The sequence below is a fragment of the Streptomyces sp. AK02-01A genome (assembly GCF_033795305.1).
Lineage (GTDB): Bacteria > Actinomycetota > Actinomycetes > Streptomycetales > Streptomycetaceae > Streptomyces.
The window spans coordinates 12,576-30,132 of sequence record NZ_JARBAE010000023.1 but is presented as its reverse complement, the minus strand read 5'-3'; the positions used below and the strand labels follow the sequence as shown (position 1 = coordinate 30,132).

The 17,557-nt window shown below is 66.9% G+C and carries 17 protein-coding genes; 8 read left to right on the top strand and 9 right to left on the bottom strand.

Translation table 11 applies throughout. The annotated features are described in order from the left end of the window. Positions 1–12: 12 nt before the first annotated feature. The gene (locus tag PV679_RS21295; protein ID WP_319681927.1) at positions 13–450 is read right to left on the bottom strand and encodes an Rrf2 family transcriptional regulator; all 438 of its coding nucleotides are present in this window, start codon (positions 448–450) and stop codon (positions 13–15) included. 274 nt (positions 451–724) lie between these two features. Between PV679_RS21295 and PV679_RS21290 the strand changes: the two genes are divergently transcribed. After that, entirely contained in the window at positions 725–1,477 is a 753-nt protein-coding gene (locus tag PV679_RS21290) for a helix-turn-helix transcriptional regulator (protein WP_319681926.1), read from the top strand. Positions 1,478–1,574: 97 nt separating this feature from the next. On the opposite strand, the gene PV679_RS21285 is transcribed toward PV679_RS21290, so the two are convergent. Beyond that, a complete protein-coding gene (locus tag PV679_RS21285) occupies positions 1,575–2,273 on the bottom strand; it encodes an SDR family NAD(P)-dependent oxidoreductase (RefSeq protein ID WP_319681925.1) in 699 nt (232 codons plus the stop codon). A 105-nt stretch (positions 2,274–2,378) separates the two neighbouring features. On the opposite strand from PV679_RS21285, the gene PV679_RS21280 reads away from it, so the two are divergent. The 5 genes from PV679_RS21280 (at position 2,379) to lipA (ending at position 7,324) form a co-directional block, all read left to right on the top strand. Next, complete coding sequence (locus PV679_RS21280) at positions 2,379–3,257, top strand: helix-turn-helix transcriptional regulator (protein WP_319681924.1); 879 nt, start codon at positions 2,379–2,381, stop codon at positions 3,255–3,257. 222 nt (positions 3,258–3,479) lie between these two features. Further along, positions 3,480–3,632, top strand: a complete 153-nt coding sequence (locus PV679_RS21275) for a hypothetical protein (RefSeq protein ID WP_319681923.1) — start codon at positions 3,480–3,482, stop codon at positions 3,630–3,632. Positions 3,633–3,679: 47 nt separating this feature from the next. Then, the gene (locus tag PV679_RS21270) at positions 3,680–4,351 is read left to right on the top strand and encodes a transposase family protein (protein WP_319681922.1); all 672 of its coding nucleotides are present in this window, start codon (positions 3,680–3,682) and stop codon (positions 4,349–4,351) included. A 326-nt stretch (positions 4,352–4,677) separates the two neighbouring features. Further along, the gene (ilvA, locus tag PV679_RS21265; RefSeq protein WP_319681921.1) at positions 4,678–5,925 is read left to right on the top strand and encodes a threonine ammonia-lyase IlvA; all 1,248 of its coding nucleotides are present in this window, start codon (positions 4,678–4,680) and stop codon (positions 5,923–5,925) included. 493 nt (positions 5,926–6,418) lie between these two features. After that, positions 6,419–7,324, top strand: coding sequence for a lipoyl synthase (lipA, locus tag PV679_RS21260; RefSeq protein WP_319681920.1), 906 nt, complete (start codon positions 6,419–6,421; stop codon positions 7,322–7,324). 237 nt (positions 7,325–7,561) lie between these two features. On the opposite strand, the gene PV679_RS21255 is transcribed toward lipA, so the two are convergent. The 6 genes from PV679_RS21255 to PV679_RS21230 all read right to left on the bottom strand — a co-directional run bounded on the left by PV679_RS21255 (position 7,562) and on the right by PV679_RS21230 (position 14,165). After that, complete coding sequence (locus PV679_RS21255; protein WP_319681919.1) at positions 7,562–7,825, bottom strand: hypothetical protein; 264 nt, start codon at positions 7,823–7,825, stop codon at positions 7,562–7,564. 216 nt (positions 7,826–8,041) lie between these two features. Then, positions 8,042–9,241 carry a 1-deoxy-D-xylulose-5-phosphate reductoisomerase gene (gene dxr / locus PV679_RS21250; protein ID WP_319681918.1) on the bottom strand — a complete coding sequence of 400 codons (1,200 nt, stop codon included), beginning with the start codon at positions 9,239–9,241 and terminating at the stop codon, positions 8,042–8,044. Further along, a complete protein-coding gene (gene sufC, locus PV679_RS21245) occupies positions 9,238–10,011 on the bottom strand; it encodes a Fe-S cluster assembly ATPase SufC (protein WP_319681917.1) in 774 nt (257 codons plus the stop codon). Before sufC ends, dxr begins: the two co-directional genes overlap by 4 nt. Before the next feature lie 7 nt (positions 10,012–10,018). Next, complete coding sequence (sufD, locus tag PV679_RS21240; protein WP_319681916.1) at positions 10,019–11,179, bottom strand: Fe-S cluster assembly protein SufD; 1,161 nt, start codon at positions 11,177–11,179, stop codon at positions 10,019–10,021. Continuing rightward, positions 11,176–12,606, bottom strand: coding sequence for a Fe-S cluster assembly protein SufB (sufB, locus tag PV679_RS21235; protein WP_319681915.1), 1,431 nt, complete (start codon positions 12,604–12,606; stop codon positions 11,176–11,178). Before sufB ends, sufD begins: the two co-directional genes overlap by 4 nt. Positions 12,607–12,686: 80 nt before the next feature. Beyond that, the gene (locus PV679_RS21230; protein WP_416069768.1) at positions 12,687–14,165 is read right to left on the bottom strand and encodes a catalase; all 1,479 of its coding nucleotides are present in this window, start codon (positions 14,163–14,165) and stop codon (positions 12,687–12,689) included. 618 nt (positions 14,166–14,783) lie between these two features. Here PV679_RS21230 and PV679_RS21225 point away from each other — a divergent pair. Further along, complete coding sequence (locus PV679_RS21225) at positions 14,784–15,776, top strand: AraC family transcriptional regulator (protein ID WP_319681914.1); 993 nt, start codon at positions 14,784–14,786, stop codon at positions 15,774–15,776. Here PV679_RS21225 and PV679_RS21220 read toward each other — a convergent pair. Continuing rightward, positions 15,727–16,329: an NAD(P)H-dependent oxidoreductase gene (locus PV679_RS21220; protein WP_319681913.1), complete on the bottom strand. Its 603-nt coding sequence runs from the start codon at positions 16,327–16,329 to the stop codon at positions 15,727–15,729. The genes PV679_RS21225 and PV679_RS21220 overlap by 50 nt on opposite strands. Before the next feature lie 258 nt (positions 16,330–16,587). On the opposite strand from PV679_RS21220, the gene PV679_RS21215 reads away from it, so the two are divergent. Next, positions 16,588–17,316 carry a metal-dependent transcriptional regulator gene (locus tag PV679_RS21215; protein ID WP_319681912.1) on the top strand — a complete coding sequence of 243 codons (729 nt, stop codon included), beginning with the start codon at positions 16,588–16,590 and terminating at the stop codon, positions 17,314–17,316. Positions 17,317–17,557: the final 241 nt, after the last annotated feature.

Here is a 17,557-nt window from a genome sequence, read left to right as displayed (position 1 = left end):
GCTACAGGCTGATCAGGTGTTCCTGCCGACCAGGCTGACCAGAATCGGTCCCGTCGGTGACCCGGCCAGGTCTTCCACCGTCAATGGATCCAATGAGAGGTAGAAGGCCTCCTGGGCCTGGCGCAGTGCCCCGCGCAGCCGGCACGCCGCGTTGAGTGGGCATGGCGTGGCCCCTTCGCAGTCGACGACGTCACCCTCACCCTCCAGGCGTCGCACCAGACCTCCGACGGACGCCCGCCGCCCGGAGGCGGTGATCACCAGTCCGCCGCCGCGGCCCCGGCGCGTCTCCACCAGACCGAAATGCTGCAACTGGGCCACTACCTTTGTCAGGTGTGAGTACGGGACCCGCATCGCGTCGGCGATCTTCCGGATCGTCGACGACTCGTCTCCCATGACGGTGAGAGACATGACGACCCTCAGTGCGAGGTCGGTGGACTTGGTGAGCCTCATGGGCACACGTTAACATGCATTTCAGATGCACCTTAAAGGGGTCGGTCGGCTGCCCGGAGATGTTCGTGCAGCCGAGAGTCCCCGGGCGGCGGTGCGGCGCCTCGAAGGGCGAGGCTCTCGACCGGAAGAGATCGGCGCCGGCTCTCGCGCTCACCCGCGTGGCTTCCTGAGGTGTGACAGTCGCGACGTCCGTGCCACGCGGTGCTTGCCGCCGCCCTGCCCGCTCCCGTATGTTCGCAGTCCCACTCGCCCATTTTCGATAGAGTGCCAAGTAATGTCGAAATACACCCATGACTGGGAGACGGCAACGCTCGTCCTGACACTGCCGTCCAGGTCTGTCATCGCTCACCACGTACACGATGAACACCAACTGGTGTATGCCAGCGCCGGCGTCATCGCTGTGACCACCGCGGCCGGAAGCTGGATCGCGCCGTCAAACCGCGGCATCTGGATCCCCGCCGGCGCCACCCACCAACACCGTGCCTACGGCCCCACCAAGCTGCACGGAGTGGGGCTCCCGGCGGACTGCAACCCTTTGGGCCTGAGCAACCCAGCGGTCGTGGCGGTGGACCCGCTACTGCGCGAACTGATCATCCGCTACACCGCGCCGGCCACCGCCGAGGACGACCCAGCCAGACGAGCGCGCATATTGGAGGTTCTGCTCGACGAGGTCTCCCTCTCTCCTCAACAGCCGATACGACTTCCCACCGCCGTTGACCCGCGTCTCGTCGAGGCATGCCGGCACGTAGAAGCGCAGCTGGGCGCACCGATCGACCTTGAACATCTGGCGCGGCTCTGTGGTTCGAGCTCGCGGACGCTGGCCCGGCTTTTTCGGGAGGAGATGGCGATGAGTTACGTGCAGTGGCGCACTCAGCTACGCCTGCACCACGCTGTGCGGATGCTCGCGGACGACATCCCGGTCGGGACCGTCGCACACCGATGCGGCTGGAAGTCCGCCAGCTCGTTCGTCGTCGTCTTCCGTCGCACGTTCGGGCATACGCCCGGTGGCAGGCAGCCACGCCAGTGAGCCTCCGCCACCTTGAAGACGCAGGTCAAAGGGCTGGCGTGACGGTCGCCCCAGGTTCTCACGCTGGTCGGAGGCGGCAGTCTCCGGACTGCCGGGGTCAGGACCAGGCGATCTCGCCATGGCGGTCGATGAAGCGTCCGGTGCCGGCGCCGGGTTCCTCGGTGGCGAGGGCGACGATCGCGTCCGTGCCCTCGGTGAGGGTCTGAGAGCCGCTGTGACCGTTGATGTCGGTCGCGGTGTAGCCGGGGTCGGCGGCGTTGACGCGAATGCCCTTGAGCCCCTTGGCGTACTGCGTGGTCAACATCGTCAGCGCCGCCTTCGAGGAGGCGTACAGCGGCACGACGACGTGCGACTCGGACCGGCCGGGGTCGTGGGTGAAGGCGAGGGAGCCCATGCCGCTGCTGACGTTGATGATCACGGGGTCGTCCGAACGGCGCAGCAGCGGCAGGAACGCGGTGGTGGTGCGGACGACGCCGATGACGTTGACGTCGAGGACGGCGCGGGCGTCGGCGGCGGTGAGGTCGCCGGGATCACCGAAGGGACCCTGTACCCCCGCGTTGTTGATCAGGACGTCGATCCTGCCCTCGTGCTCGGCGACGTCCGCGGCGGCGGCGGCCACGGACGCGTCGTCGGTCACGTCGACGGGGACGAAGCGTGCGCCCAGCGCGGCGGCTGCCTCCTCACCCCGCTCTCGGTCGCGGGCTCCCAGGAGAACGGTGTGACCGCAGGCGATGAGGCGGCGGGCGGTCTCGCGGCCGATGCCCTTGTTGGCTCCGGTGATGAAAGTGATCGTCATGCCTTCGATGGTTGCCTGGACGAGGGAGCTGGACCAGGGACGCTTCGACGGTGGGAAGACCAGTACCACCCTCGCGCCCCCGCATGTGATCGGGGACGCGGGAGGATGGAGGGCATGACGACGACACCCCCCGGGGCCGGACTGGGCGCGGCGATCCGCACATGGCGGAACCGGCTGCCCCCGTCGGCCGCCGGGCTGCCGGTCGTCCGCAAGCGCCGGGCTGTCGGGCTGCGGCGCGAGGAACTGGCTGACCTGGCCGGAGTGTCGGTCGACTACGTCGTGCGTCTGGAGCAGGGGCGGGCCACGACACCCTCGGCGTCGGTGGTGGCGTCCCTGGCACGCGCCCTCCAGTTGTCCACTGCCGAGCGGGACCACCTCTACCGGCTGGCCCGGATCGTGCCGCCGGCGGACGGCACGATCTGCGACCATCTCCCGTCCGGTATGCAACGAGTGCTCGTCCGCCTCGGAGACGTACCGGTTGCCGTGTTCGCGGCGGACTGGCAACTGGTGTGGTGGAACCACGGGTGGGCCGCCCTGCTGGGCGACCCCTTGGCCTCGCCGCCGTGGATGCGCAACTTCGCCCGCGACAGGTTCCCGGTGGGCGCCGATCACACCCCCCTCGTGCTGTGGCCGGTCACCGATACGGACCCCGACACCACCGACGCCGCCCTCGTCTCCGACCTGCGCCGCGCCACCGGCCGCTTCCCCCGGGACAGTCGCCTGGCCGCGCTGGTCCGCGACCTGAACGCGGGCAACGAGAGGTTCGCCGAGTTGTGGGCGAAGGGAGAGGTGACCGCGAACCGCGAGGTCCGCAAGACGGTCGACCACCCGTCGGTGGGCCCGGTCACGGTGGACTGCGATGTCCTGACCGACGGCGACACCGAGCTCAAGATCGTCATCATGACCGCCGCGCCGGGCAGCGAGGACGAGACCAAACTCCAGCTCACCACCGTCGTCGGCCCACCGGCCGGCACGCGCAACTGATCCGCGCCGCGCGTCGGCCGACCGGCGGCTCACGGTCCCCTGTCAATCGCTTCGCGTCGTGGGGAACCTTTCAAGCGGCCAACTCCACGGAGGGGTCGGCAGTGGGACACGGCGCGACGAGACGCCCTTGGCCAATCGCCGGACCCGTCGAACACGGCCTGAACCTCGTCAGCTCGCCGATTCTTGCCCGCTGCGGCTGGGCGCCCTTCTACGATCCGGTGCATGGATCCCGAACTACTGAAACGGATCACCGCGCGGCGCGCGGAACTGGACGAACTCGAAGAACGGCTGGCTGCCCGCTTGATTACCAGTGCCGTCTGCCGCTGTCCACGCGCACCGTCAACCACCTCGCCGATCTACTGCGACGCCATCTGAAGGCAATACGGTCCAGGTGGCGGATCCTGCCGCCCGGGAGGATCACGGTGGTCGTCCTGACCGTGCTGCGCCACGACCGGCGCCTGGCCGACATGGCCGGCGGCAACAACGTGTCCGAGTCCACCGTCCGCCGCTGGCACGACGAGCTGATCGCCCTCCTCGCCGCGCAGGCTCCGCGTCTGGACCGCGCTCTGAAGAAGATCGCCAAGCAGGGCCGGGAGGTAGTCCTGATCGACGGCACCCTCATCCCCACCCGGCGCCGCACAGGAAAAGCCGACCGACGAAACTACTCCGGCAAACACCGTCATCACGGCCTGCACTTCCTCGCCCTGACCGACGAGAAAGGCCGCCTGACCTGGATATCCGCCGCCCGGCCCGGCTGCACCCACGACAACACCGCCGCCCGCCATGACCACATTCTGGCCCACCTGCGCGCCGCCGGTCTCGGCGCACTGGCGGACCTCGGCTTCCGCGGCCTGGACAACGACGTACGCGACCTCGTGATCGTCACCGGCTTCACAGCCACCCGCGCTCACAAGCTCACCCCCGGCCAGAAGACCGCCAACCGTGTCCTCGCCACCGGACGCGCACCGGTCGAACACGGATTCGCCCACCTCAAGAACTGGCGGACCCTCACCAAACTCCGCACCGACCCCGCCCGCGCCACCCACCTCCTGCGCGCCCTGCTCGTTCTGACGAACCTCGAAGTCAACCGCTGACGGATGATCTACTCCGCAGACCGTCGCCCACGACCAGCGTGAGCACCCCGTGAACCGGTCACACCAGCTCTTTGACCTGTGATTTCAAGTTGGCGGAGGCTCAGTGAGGTGCACCGCCCAATGCGTCGCCCGCGATCTCACTGAAGTCACCGCCGACGCATTGGCTCGTTTGCAATAGAGGATGGCACTTTAATCGCAAAGGGAAGAGCGAACGGCTGGAAGGATGCGTTGCGGGTCCAGGACGGTGCGTTCGAGAGACGCGCCACGGTCCGAAATGGTCTGCCGTGTGATGTCCACACGGCGGCACACACGGTGGAAGGAACGCGTTGGCGATCTTGAACGCGGCGCAGGTGGACGCGGCGGCGACGCGGCTTGCGGATATCGTCCGTACGACCGCGCTGGAGCGCAACGCACGGCTGTCCGACCAGTTGGGCGCACAGGTGTGGGTGAAGCGCGAGGACCAACAGGTGGTCCGCTCGTACAAGATCCGCGGGGCCTACAACCTGATCGCGCAGTTGGACCACGACGCGCGAACGACCGGGGTCGTTGCCGCGAGCGCGGGCAATCATGCCCAGGGAGTCGCCTTCGCGTGCTCGGCGCTGGGGGTGCGCGGCCGGCTGTATCTGCCGCGTACGACCCCGAGGCAGAAGCGAACCCGGATCGCCGCACTGGGCGGAGAGGCGATCGAGATCGTGGTCACCGGGGAGACCTATGACGAGGCGCGTCAGGCCGCTGCCGCCTATGAGCTGGAATCGGGCGCGACACCGGTGCCCGCTTTCGACGACGCCCGGACGATCGCCGGGCAGGGAACCGTCGTGCGGGAAGCGGTTGAGCAGCTTGGTCATGCCCCTGACGTCGTCGTGGTTCCGGTGGGCGGCGGCGGACTACTGGCCGGCACCGTGGCGTGGCTGCGAGAGCGGCATCCAAGAACACGCATTGTGGGGGTCGAACCCGCCGGGGCCGCGTGCATGGCCGCCGCGCTCGCGGCGGGCAAACCCGTGCCGCTCGCGGAAGTGGACCCGTTCGTCGACGGCGCCGCGGTCCGCACTGCCGGGGCGGTCACCTTTCCGCTGATCGCCTCCGGGGACGTGGAGCTCGCCTCCGTCACCGAAGGGCAGGTGTGTGCGGAGATGCTCACCCTTTACCAGGTGGAGGGCATTATCGCGGAGCCGGCAGGGGCTCTCGCCACGGCGGCACTCGGCGAGAGTGTCATCATCTCTCCGGGCGCAGACGTCCTGTGCATCCTGTCCGGCGGGAATAATGATGTCAGCCGATACGCCGAAATCGCGGAACGCGCCCTCGTCCACGAACGGCGTAAACACTACTTCCTGGTGGAATTCCCGCAAGAGCCCGGAGCTCTGCGAGATTTCCTCGACACGGTCCTGGGCCCAAATGATGACATCACGCTGTTTGAATATGTAAAGCGCAGTAACCGCGAGACCGGGCCCGCGCTGGTGGGAATTGAGCTGGGAGATCCGCAAGAATTTCCGGCACTCGTGTCCCGTCTGAACAAATCGGGCCCTCGCTTCGAGCTCATTGACTCTTCCAGCCCACTGTTTCGCTTTCTGCTGTGAAAGGGTCGAACTGACCGTTTCACCGTGAACTCCTCATCGCCGTCTCCCCCCGAAAAGCCGGGCCGGCGCCCGCGAGGCCGATCAGTGTGGCCGCGTCGACGTGCGGGGGAAGCCGTATCGGATGCAGGCCGCGGAGGTCACGGCGATCATGCCCGCGCCCGCATGCACCAGCGGGTGTTCGTCGTGCACATGATTTCAATACTGGTTGGCATTTTATCGACACTGGTCGGCGCAGGAGACTGCGAACATAGGCCGGAGGACGTTGCGGCGAAAAGCCCGCACGGCACAGACGCCGCGACTCTCAGCGGCTGGACACCAGGCCTTCGGTGCTCTCTCGCACCGGGCCCAGGAGAACGATGAACACCTCACCGACCCCAACCACCCGCGCTTGCGCGCTGTGGATGTATCCAGCGGCCCGTCGCGCCTACACGAAAGGCCCGCGGTGAGCATTCCGTCGGTATCCCCGGCTTCCGGGGCAGGAAGTCCGCGCCGCATGTTGCGCATCGAGGCACGCAATACGCGGGTCCCGATCGAACGCAAGCCCGCCTGGATCAAGACCAGGTTCCGCCCCGGACCCAACTACGCCGAACTCACAGAGCTGGTCCGGGGTCAGAACTTGCACACTGTCTGCCAGGAGGCGCAGTGTCCCAACATTTTCGAGTGCTGGGACGCACGCGAGGCGACTTTTCTGATCGGCGGCGGGACCTGCAGTCGCCGCTGCGACTTCTGCAAGATCAATACGGGCAAGCCCGACCCCCTGGACCGCGATGAGCCCGCGCGTGTCGCAGCCAGTGTCAAGACCATGGGACTGCGCTACGCGACCATCACCGGGGTGGCCCGGGACGACCTCGACGACGGCGGCGCCTGGCTCTACGCCCAGACGGTCCGCGAGATCCACTCCGTCAACCCCGGAACGGGCGTGGAGATGCTCGCTCCGGACTTCCGCGGCAACACCGCACGTCTGGCCGAGGTATTCGACAGCGGGCCCGAGGTCTTCGGACACAACATCGAGACGGTCCCGCGTCTATTTCGCCGTGTGAGGCCGGGATTCGACTATGAGCGCTCTCTGCAGGTGATCGAGGCGGCGGACTCGGCGGGCCTGATCACCAAGTCCAACCTCATCCTCGGGCTGGGCGAGACACGCGCTGAGATCTCTGTGGCGCTCCGCGACCTGCGCGCGGTGGGATGCGAACTCCTGACGCTGACGCAGTACCTGCGGCCGTCTCCACAGCATCACCCCGTGGAGCGCTGGATCCACCCGACCGAGTTTGTCGAGCTGCAAGAGGAAGCCCGCGCGGCAGGGTTCACCGCGGTGCTCAGCGGCCCGCTCGTGCGCTCTTCCTACAAGGCCGGCGCCATGTATCAGCAGGCCCTCGCCTCCAGGAGTTCCGGACACTGAGCCACGCCTGCGAGCGGTGCCGGCCGGCCGTCGAGCCCGAGGACGTAGCCGGCCGGCACCGCTCGCACGGGCGCTCTCGATCGTCAGCGCCGTCCGGCGCTGACGAACACGCGGATACGCGTCAGCCCAGCGCCCCCGCGAGAAGGGACCGGCACACACGCGGCCTCAGCCGGCATCGCCGCGGCCCGCGTCCGCCACCGGCGAACCACCACGTGAAACGATCCGTTGTCGCGTCGATCAGCGCCATCGCTGCGGGATGGTGGCCAACTGCGTCGGCAGATCCCAGTCGGCCGGCCTGAGCTTTGGCTCGTACCACTGGGCACCGCCGGCCACCCAGTGCTCGCGCAGCTCACGTACCTGTGAGACGGAGTCGTCTCCGATGCCGGACTCGTTGTAACAGCACGGGCAGATGACGTACTGCGGGACGCCGTACTCATCGAACAGCGGCACGCCGTCGTCGTATCCGCAGATCCGGCAGGCGGCCTCCGTCCTGTCCTCCATGGTCAGAGTCCACCGGGCACGCCGAACACAACGGCGTCTCAGAACACGCGGGACCTCACACGGACGACCGGCCATGCGCCTCGGCCCCCGCGACCGATCCGGCCCTGCGACAAGACCGGCTCGATCAGCGCCCACAGTTCGTCATCGACCACCCATGGTTGGGCCGCGTGACCGGCCCAACCGCCGCACCGGTCAAGGCCACCAGCACAGGCTTCTTCAGCGCTTCACCAGGTACTGGGCGTGATCGCGCGCCCAGGTCTGAGCGGATTCCACAGCTTCAAGTCCGTCGGCCGGCGTTTCGCTGTGCCGTGTGTCCAGCCAGGTGTACAGCGCCACGGAGACGAGATCGATGATGTCCAGAAAACCGATTTCGCCCCGAAGGAAGGCCGCGACCAGGAACTCGTTCGCGGTGTTGAGGACCGCCGGTGCGCACTCGCCCGCGATGCCCGCGGTGCGAGCGAGATCGACGGCGGGAAATGTGACGTGGTCGACGGGCTCGAAGTGCCAGTCGTGACAGGCCGTCCAGTCCAATGGTGTGACGGCGCCGGGGACACGCCGGGGCCAGTCCAGACCCGCCGCGATCGGCAGACGCATGTCGGCGGACGAGCATTGAGCGAGCATGGATCCGTCGCTGAACTCGACCATGGAGTGGACCGCGGACTGCGGGTGGACAACGGCCTCGATGCGCCCGTAGGCGATACCGAACAGCAGGTGCGCCTCAATGATTTCGAGACCCTTGTTCATCAGGGTCGCCGAATTGGTGCTGATGCCGGGCCCCATGCTCCAGGTGGGATGGGCCAGTGCCTGCTGTGCGGTAATCGCGGTGAGGTCCGGCCTCTTGTATCCCCGGAACGGCCCTCCGCTCGCTGTCAGCACCAGCCGTGCGACCTCCCGCCTGTCCGCACCACGCAGACATTGCGCCAGTGCGGAGTGCTCGGAGTCGACAGGGACGATCTGGCCGGGCCCGGCCCGGTCAGTGACAAGCCGGCCGCCGATGATCAGCGACTCCTTGTTGGCCAGCGCGACGGTGCGCCCGGCGTCCAGGGCCGCCAGTGTGGGGCGAAGGCCCGGTGATCCGTCGATGGCGTTGAGGACCACATCGCTGTCAAGTCCCGTGAGTTCGACCGCGGCGCCCCGCCCGGCGACGATCTCCGGCAGCGGAACCTCAGGAGGATAGGCAGCGCGGCACAGCGCGTCGAGCTCCACCGCCTTCGTCTGATCGGCGATGCCAATGAACGCGACCTCCAACCGGGCCGCCTGCGCCGCGAGAACATCGAGTTTGTTTCCCGCCGCACACAGGGCTCTGACCTCGAAGCGGTCCCGGTGATCGGCCATCAGGTCGACGGCCTGGCTTCCGACGGATCCGGTGGATCCGAGCAGGACGACGCTGCGCCGGGCAGGGGCGGACAGTGTCACGATCGGCCGCCCGCTGGTTCATCCCGCAGGCCGAAACGCGCGTAACCATCGCCTTCGAGGGTGTCGGCCAGAGTCGCGTCACCCGACTCCACGATGCGCCCCTGATAGAAGACATGGACGAAATCGGGGCGTACATAGCGCAGGATGCGGGTGTAGTGGGTGATCAGCAGAGCGCCGAGGCCGGCCTGTACGGAGCGGTTGACGCCCTGACTCACCACCCGCAACGCATCCACGTCCAGGCCGGAGTCGGTCTCGTCAAGAAGCGCGATCTTGGGCTTGAGGACCTCCATCTGGAGGATTTCGTGCCGCTTCTTCTCGCCGCCGGACCAGCCTTCGTTGACGTTGCGCTGGCTGAAGGCGGGGTCCATTTCCAGGAGGGCCATCGCCTGGTTCACTTCCTTGACCCAGGCGCGCAGCCGGGGCGGATCCCCGCGAAGTGCTCCTGCCGCGGAACGCAGGAAGTTGGCCGCCGACACGCCGGGGATCTCCACCGGGTACTGCATGGCCAGGAAGATTCCGGCGCGGGCGCGCTCGTTGACGGGCATGGCCAGCAGATCCTGCCCGTCGAGAGTGACGCTCCCGCCGGTGATCCGGTACTTGGGGTGCCCGGCGATGCAGCTCGCGAGTGTGGACTTGCCGGAGCCGTTGGGTCCCATGACGGCATGGATCTCGCCGGAACGGACCGTGAGATCCACGCCCTTGAGGATGGGGGTGACGGTCTCGTCGTCGACGACGGCTGCGTGGAGACCGCGGATGTCGAGTGTGGTCATGATGGTGTCAGGTCGCCTTCCGGGAGGGGCTGCTGCTGAGTTTCGCGTCGATCGCGGCCATGATGCGGTCGCGGACGGAGGGGGCGTCGATGCGGTGCACCACGTCGGCGAGGAAGCCGCGCACGACGAGCTGCTGTGCCTGGTCCTGCGGGATCCCGCGGGACTGGAGGTAGAAGAGTTGCTCGTCGTCGAAGCGGCCCGTGGCGCTGGCGTGGCCGGCTTCCTGGACGTCACCGGTCTCGATCTCCAGGTTCGGGACGGAGTCGGCGCGAGCGCCTGGGCGCAGGATCAGGTTGCGGTTCATCTCGTAGGTGGACGTCTGCCGTGCCTGCGGGCGGATCCGTACGTCGCCCGTCCACACGGTGCGCGCGTCAGAGGCGGCGAGCACGTTCTTGTACAGCACGTCCGAGACGCAGTCCGGGTACGCGTGGTCGATGTGCAAACGGGTCTCCAGGTGCTGACCGGCGCCGGCGACGCCCACACCCAGCATGTGTGCGGTGCCGCCCGGTCCCAGGAAGTGCACGGAGGGCGACGTACGCAGGACACCACCGCCGATGTTGACCGAGACATGTTCCAGCGTGGCGCCGGGGCCGACGGAGCAGGCATGGGCGGACACATGAACGGCGTCCTCGTCCCAATCGTGCAGGGCGACCAGTGTCAGATGTGCTCCTCGGCCAAGACTGACCTCGACGTTCCCGGACGACGTGGTGCTGCCCTGGTGGTCGAGGATGACTACGGCCCTGCTGTCGGCGGCGGCGTTGACAACGAGGTGGTGGTACGAGATGCCGGGCTCGCCGCGCAGGACGACGCTGATCGGCTGTTCCGGAGTGTGCCGGCCCGGGATGTCGAGGATCCACGCCCGGCCGGCCTGCGACCACGCCAGCGCGCTGACCCGGTCCGCCGGCTGGAGGACGCGGCCGGTCGCCGGATGCCGCGCGGCGATGGATGACCACCTCACCGGGTTTTTCTGGTCGGCGTGGAGAGCGATGCGGCCGGTGGCGGCGGACGGGCTGAGCAGCGGCCGCATCCGCGCCAGCGGAGTGAACTGCCAGAGTTCGTCCTTGCCGTGGGGCTGCGGAAAGTCCGCCCAGTCGCGGGAGGTGAACCGCTCGGCGGGTGATCCGGAACGCGCGCGTCCGGGCTCGGTGACAACGGGTGCGTCTGTCATCCCACCGCTCCTTCCATCTGCAGCTCGATCAACCGGTTGAGCTCGACGGCGTACTCCATCGGGAGCTCGCGCGCGATGGGTTCGATGAAGCCGCGGACGACCATCGCCATGGCCTCGTCCTCCGACATGCCTCGGCTCATGAGGTAGAAGAGCTGCTCCTCGCTCACTCGGGACACTTTGGCCTCGTGTCCCATGGACACGTCGTCTTCGCGGATGTCGGCGAAGGGATAGGTGTCGGAACGGCTGAAGTCGTCTACCAGGAGCGCGTCGCATTTGACGGTTGAGGCGCTGTGGTGCGCGCCCTTGTTGACGCGTACCAGCCCGCGGTACGAGGTGCGGCCGCCGCCGCGTGAGACGGACTTGGACACGATGTTGGAGGAAGTGTGCGGGGCCATGTGCACCGCCTTGGCGCCGTTGTCCTGGTGCTGGCCCGCTCCCGCGAAAGCGATGGACAGAACCTCGCCCTTCGCGTGCTCTCCCATCAGAAAGATCGCGGGGTACTTCATGGTGACCTTTGACCCGATGTTGCCGTCGACCCACTCCATCGTCGCTCCGGCCTCGGCACGGGCGCGCTTGGTGACCAGGTTGTACACGTTGGTCGACCAGTTCTGGATCGTGGTGTACCGGCAGCGGCCGCCTCGCTTGACAATGATCTCCACGACCGCCGAGTGCAGGGAGTCACTGGAATAGACCGGGGCGGTGCAGCCCTCGACATAGTGCACATAGGCGTCCTCGTCGACGATGATCAGAGTCCGCTCGAACTGGCCCATGTTCTCGGTGTTGATGCGGAAGTACGCCTGCAGTGGGATCTCCACATGCACGCCCTTCGGCACGTAGATGAACGAGCCACCGGACCACACCGCGGTGTTCAGCGCGGAGAACTTGTTGTCGCCGGCCGGGATGACCGACGCGAAGTACTCCTGGAAGAGTTCCGGCTGCTCCCTGAGGGCCGAATCGGTGTCCAGGAAGATCACACCCTGACGCTGCAGCTCTTCGTTGATCTTGTGGTACACAACCTCGCTCTCGTACTGAGCCGCGACGCCGGCCACCAACCGCTGTCTCTCAGCTTCGGGGATGCCAAGACGGTCGTAGGTGTTCTTGATGTCCGCCGGCAGGTCATCCCAACTCGTCGCCTGGCCCTCTGTCGAGCGTACGAAGTACTTGATGGCGTCGAAGTCGATGCCTGACAGGTCGGCTCCCCAGTTGGGCAGCGGCTTCTTGTCGAACAGGGACAGGGCGCGCAGCCGCTTGTGCAGCATCCACTCGGGCTCGTCCTTCTTGGCCGAGATGTCGCGGACTACCGCCTCGGACAGTCCACGGCGGGCGTTGGCGCCGGCCGCGTCCTGGTCGGACCAGCCGTAGGCGTAGTGCCCGAGCGCCTCGATCTCCTCGTCCCGGGTGCGGACGGGTGACGGCGGTGTTGTCATTGCTGACTTCCTTTCAGTGGCCGCTCGCCGGCTGCCCGATGGCGGGCGAGCGTTGGCGAGCGGTTGTCGTATCGGCCTGGTCAGATGTCCAGGGCGGCCAGTGCCTCGGAGACGCCGCGGCCGTAGGCGGGGTCGGCCCGTGTGCAGTGGTCGATGTGGCGGCGGCGTACCTTCTCGGTGACACCGGCCAGTGCTCCAGCAGTGTTGCTGTACAGCGTCTGCCGCTGTTCCTGGCTCATGGACCGGAACAGGTCGCCGGGCTGGGTGTAGTAGTCCTGGTCGTCGGCGCGGAAGTCGTAGCGGTCGGCCTCGGCTCCAATGGACTCGGCGGGCTCACGGTAGGCGGGCTGCTCGGACCAGTAGCCGTGGGTGTTGGGTTCGTAGGCCAGGGTGCTGCCGTGGTTTCCGTCCACCCTCATCGCACCGTCGCGGTGGAAGGAGTTGACCGGGCAGCGGCCGGCGTTGACCGGTATCTGATGGTGGTTGACACCCAGCCGGTAACGCTGGGCGTCGCCGTAGGAGAACAACCGGCCCTGCAGCATCTTGTCCGGACTGAACGAGATCCCGGGTACGACATTGGCCGGTGTGAAAGCGGCCTGCTCGACCTCGGCGAAGTAGTTGTCCGGGTTGCGGTTGAGTTCCCACACACCGACCTCGATGAGCGGGTAGTCCTTCTTCGACCACACCTTGGTCAGGTCGAAGGGATGGAAACGATAGTCCGCGGCGTCGGACTCCGGCATGATCTGGACGTAGAGCGTCCACTTCGGGAACTCGCCGCGCTCGATCGCCTCGTAGAGATCCCGCTGATGGCTCTCCCGATCGGTAGCGATCACCGAAGCCGCCTCGGCGTCCGTGAGGTTTCTGATGCCCTGCTGGGTCCGATGGTGGAACTTCACCCAGAACCGCTCACCGTCAGCGTTGATGAAGCTGAACGTGTGCGATCCGAACCCGTGCATGTGACGGTACGAGGCGGGAATACCGCGTTCGCTCATAAGGATCGTGATCTGATGGAGGGCCTCAGGCAGTGAAGTCCAGAAGTCCCAATTGCTCTCGGCGCTCCGCATGTTGGTACGGGGATCGCGCTTGACCGCGTGATTGAGGTCAGGAAACTTCAGGGGATCACGGAAGAAGAACACCGGAGTGTTGTTACCGACAAGGTCCCAATTTCCTTCCTCTGTATAGAACTTGACCGAGAATCCACGGATGTCACGCTCGGCGTCGGCCGCGCCCCGTTCGCCGGCGACGGTGGAGAACCGTGCGAACAGGTCGGTCTTCTTGCCGACCTCGGAAAAGATCTTCGCCTTCGTATAGCGGGTGATGTCGTGGGTGACCGTGAAGGTGCCGTGGGCGCCGGAGCCCTTGGCGTGCATACGCCGCTCGGGAATCACTTCCCGGTCGAAGTGTGCGAGCTTCTCCAGGAACCACACGTCCTGCAGCAGCATGGGCCCGCGAGGGCCCGCGGTCAGCGAGTCCTGGTTGCTGACAACAGGTGCACCCGCGGCCGTGGTCAGCGGATGCTGTGGCGACCCGTTCGACGGCGGGCGGTTGACGCTGTTCACGATGCTGTTCTCCTTGCGTCATCTCGAAAGACATGGCCCCCGGTGCCCCGACCCGGCGACTCCCGCGCTGTCCAAAGCCGAGTCGGGGCACCCCCGTCGGGCGGCCCGGAGGCGCTGCGAACACCTCATCAGAAAGGTGACGGGTCGCCTCCGGGAGGCCCTGGGGACACCGCGGAGCCAATAAAGGCCCGCGGCAGTGGCACGCAGACACTCGGGGTGTCCGAGGGGGAGCGTCCGCACGGCTGGTGAATCCTGCCGTTACCGCCTTCTGGTCGAAGAAGAGCGGCTTGCCACGGCTCCACACTTGCAGACCGGAGAGGGTTGCTTCCAAGCGCTGGCCAGCTTCACAGACGACTCGGCGGATTTTCGATATATCCAACCCAAATACCGCAGCTCTGCTTGGCAAGGGGCAGTTTTGAGGTGTGCATACTGGTCTGGACGCCGCTGCCGCAGGGCGTCTTGCTCCCGCCTTTCACTCCAGGCCGCAGGCCTATTTCCCGGTAGCCGGTTCGCGAAAGTCGTGGCTGTGAGCATTCCGCTCTCCGGCCCGTCGCACCCTGGCTGCTTCGGCGCGTGAGCTGAATCCGGGGGAGTTGTTGTCACCGAGGAAGGATGCGGATGCGCCTCATCACGGAGAACGAGGTTCTGCCTGGGCGGGACGCGTTGCTACTCGTGGAGAACCTGCGGTTGGAGCAGGGGCTCCGGGCCCACTCGCACGGCTTCGCGGCCCTCACTTTCGTCCGTTCCGGCCAGGCCCGCCAGCACACCGAACACGGTCCGTCGGACTTGTCGCCGGGACGGGTCGTCGTCATCGGGCCGGGCAGTTGGCACTCCTACGAGCCGAGGGGGCAGATGTGTGTGTCGAACCTCTACATCGGCATGACTCTCCTGCGTGCTGCCGGCGGGGCGATGCCGCACCTGCCGGCGCTGGCCCCGGTCTTGTGCGCGAATCCGGGCCAGGCGCACCTGGATGTGATGACCCTCGACGTCGCTGACGATGCGCTGGAGTCGTGCATCTCGGTCGTGGATTCGTTGTCCCGCGGCACCACCACGAACCTGCTCGGATGCCTGGCCCGGCTGTTCGACATCCTCTCCTTCATCGCTCCGCGACCCGTCCCCGCGCCGGCGCCAGGACACGGGCCCGGCCGGGATCAGTCCCTCACAGCGGCCCCGAAGACATGGCACGGCACAGGCCAAACCCATGCCGCCCGGGCCGTGTCACTGCTGAACGAGCGGCTTGCCTCGCCCTGGACGCTGGCCGCTCTGGCCAGGCAGGTCAGAATCTCGCCCTCCCAGTTGGCCCGCCGCTTCTCCGCGGAGTTCGGGATCAGCCCCATGGCGTATCTGCGGCGGGCACGCGCGGAACACATGGCTTACCTGTTGGAATCCACGACCATGCCGGTGTTCGCCGCCTGCCGGGCAGTGGGCTGGCATGACGCCAACTACGGGGCGAGGCGCTTCCGCGCCCACTGGGGCCTGTCTCCCAGTCAGTATCGTGCGGTGAGCGCGGGAAACACACCGGCCGCCCAGGACGGGCCGGGCAACCCGGCCTGTCACACCGTCAGCCCGTCGGCCGTGTGGCAGGCGAGGTCTCGTCACGGGCGGTCTTGAGAACCGTGGCCCACCAGCTGATCTCGTCAAGGAGCTCCCGGCCGGCAACCGCCAGGTGCTCGTGTTCGCCCAGGCCGGTGCTTTCGTCGACCGCGCCCCGGTATTCGTTCAAACCGATATGGACCGCGCGCCGCAGCGGCACCAGTTCCAGTTCGCAGGCGATCTGCCGCAGATGCTCAACGGCCCGTGCACCTCCGGTGTTGCCGTACGCGATGAAGGACGCCGGCTTCTTGTTGAACTCGGCATAGGGGAAGTCCAGGGCATTCTTGAGGGCGCCGGAAATGCTGTGGTTGTACTCGCCTGTCACAAAGATGTAGCCATCCATGGCGGCGACTTTCGCGCACCAGCGGGCAGCATGAGGGTTCTTGGCAGGAGTGAAGATCGGTGGCTGCGGCTCGTCGAAGAAGGGAAGGACGTAGTCGCGCAGGTCGATCAGTTCAACCGTCATGTCGCCACGCTCGGCAGCCTGCTGGAAAATCCAATGGGCCGGTTTGTCGGCGAACCTGTGCTGACGCGTGGTCCCGATCACCACACCCAGGTGCGGTTTGGTCATGGCAGGGCCTTTCTCTGTCGTCGGTCCGGGGCGTACGCGCAGGTCACGCGAGGAGCTGTGCCGCAGCGGCGCCTCCGGCTCTGCGAGTAAAGATTGCCTTACCTAAGCATGTGATGGGGGTTCAAATCGGCGCGTCAGATCGCATGATCGGCGCACTGGATTCTTCGGGTGGTGGTCGCGGAGCCATAGTGGGCGCCCGGGCCGGGGCAGGCGCCTGCCCACATACGGACGGGCCGGCTCATCGATGGAAGGGCTCTGATGAATTCTCCGCATGAGGATTTGGTGGACACGGTCGAGATGTACCTGCGCACGGTGTACGAGTGCGAGGAAGAGGGACGCGTGGCACTCCGCGCCCGGATTGGCGAGCGACTGGGGCACCGGGCGCCCACGGTGAGTGGAACCGTGGCGCGTATGGTGCGTGACGGCCTGCTCGTGCTCACGGCGTCCCGTGAGCTGCGGCTCACCGACCTGGGGCGCGGCAAGGCCGTTTCGGTCATGCGCAAACACCGGCTCGCGGAACGTTTCCTGGGAGATGTCGTCGGACTGGCGTGGGACCAGCTACATCCGGAGGCAAGCCGCTGGCAGCACGTCATCAGCGATGAGGCCGAGCGATTGATCGCCGGACTCCTCACACCTCCGCTGTTGTGCCCTCACGGGAGCCCGATCCCGGGACTGGACGCCCTTGGAATCCCGAGCGACGCCACTCGGGCCGTGCCGGAGCCACAGGGTGTCCGGGAGGCCGAGCTGCTGCCTCTGTCCTACGCCGCTCTTTCCTCGGCGGCGGTCCAGATCGAGCGCATCGGCGAAGTGCTGCAGAGAGACCCACCTTTGATGCGCGCGATGGAGCGCGTGAAGGTGCTGCCGGGTCAGAGAGTCTCAGTCGAATCTGATGGGTACGACGTCATCGTCCATTCACCGGGCGGGCGGCTCGACCTGCGTGTAACGACCGCGGACCACATCTTCGTCACCCGCCTGGCGGACACCTGAGCGAGGGTGAACCAGGGTGTACGGAGGCGCGCCGGCGACATGGCTCAGCGAACACCGGGATCAGCGCGGACCTCGCTGTCCAGCGTGCGTGCTCGTTGGGGTATCAGGGCCTGGAAGTTGGCGACAGGACAGAGCGCCGTCCCGGTATCCCGGACGGCCGATGACAACAACGAGCGGCCGGTAGAGCCGGCCAAGTCCTCGGCCTTGTAGCCGATGTGCCCTCCGCGGTGTCAGCCGCCGC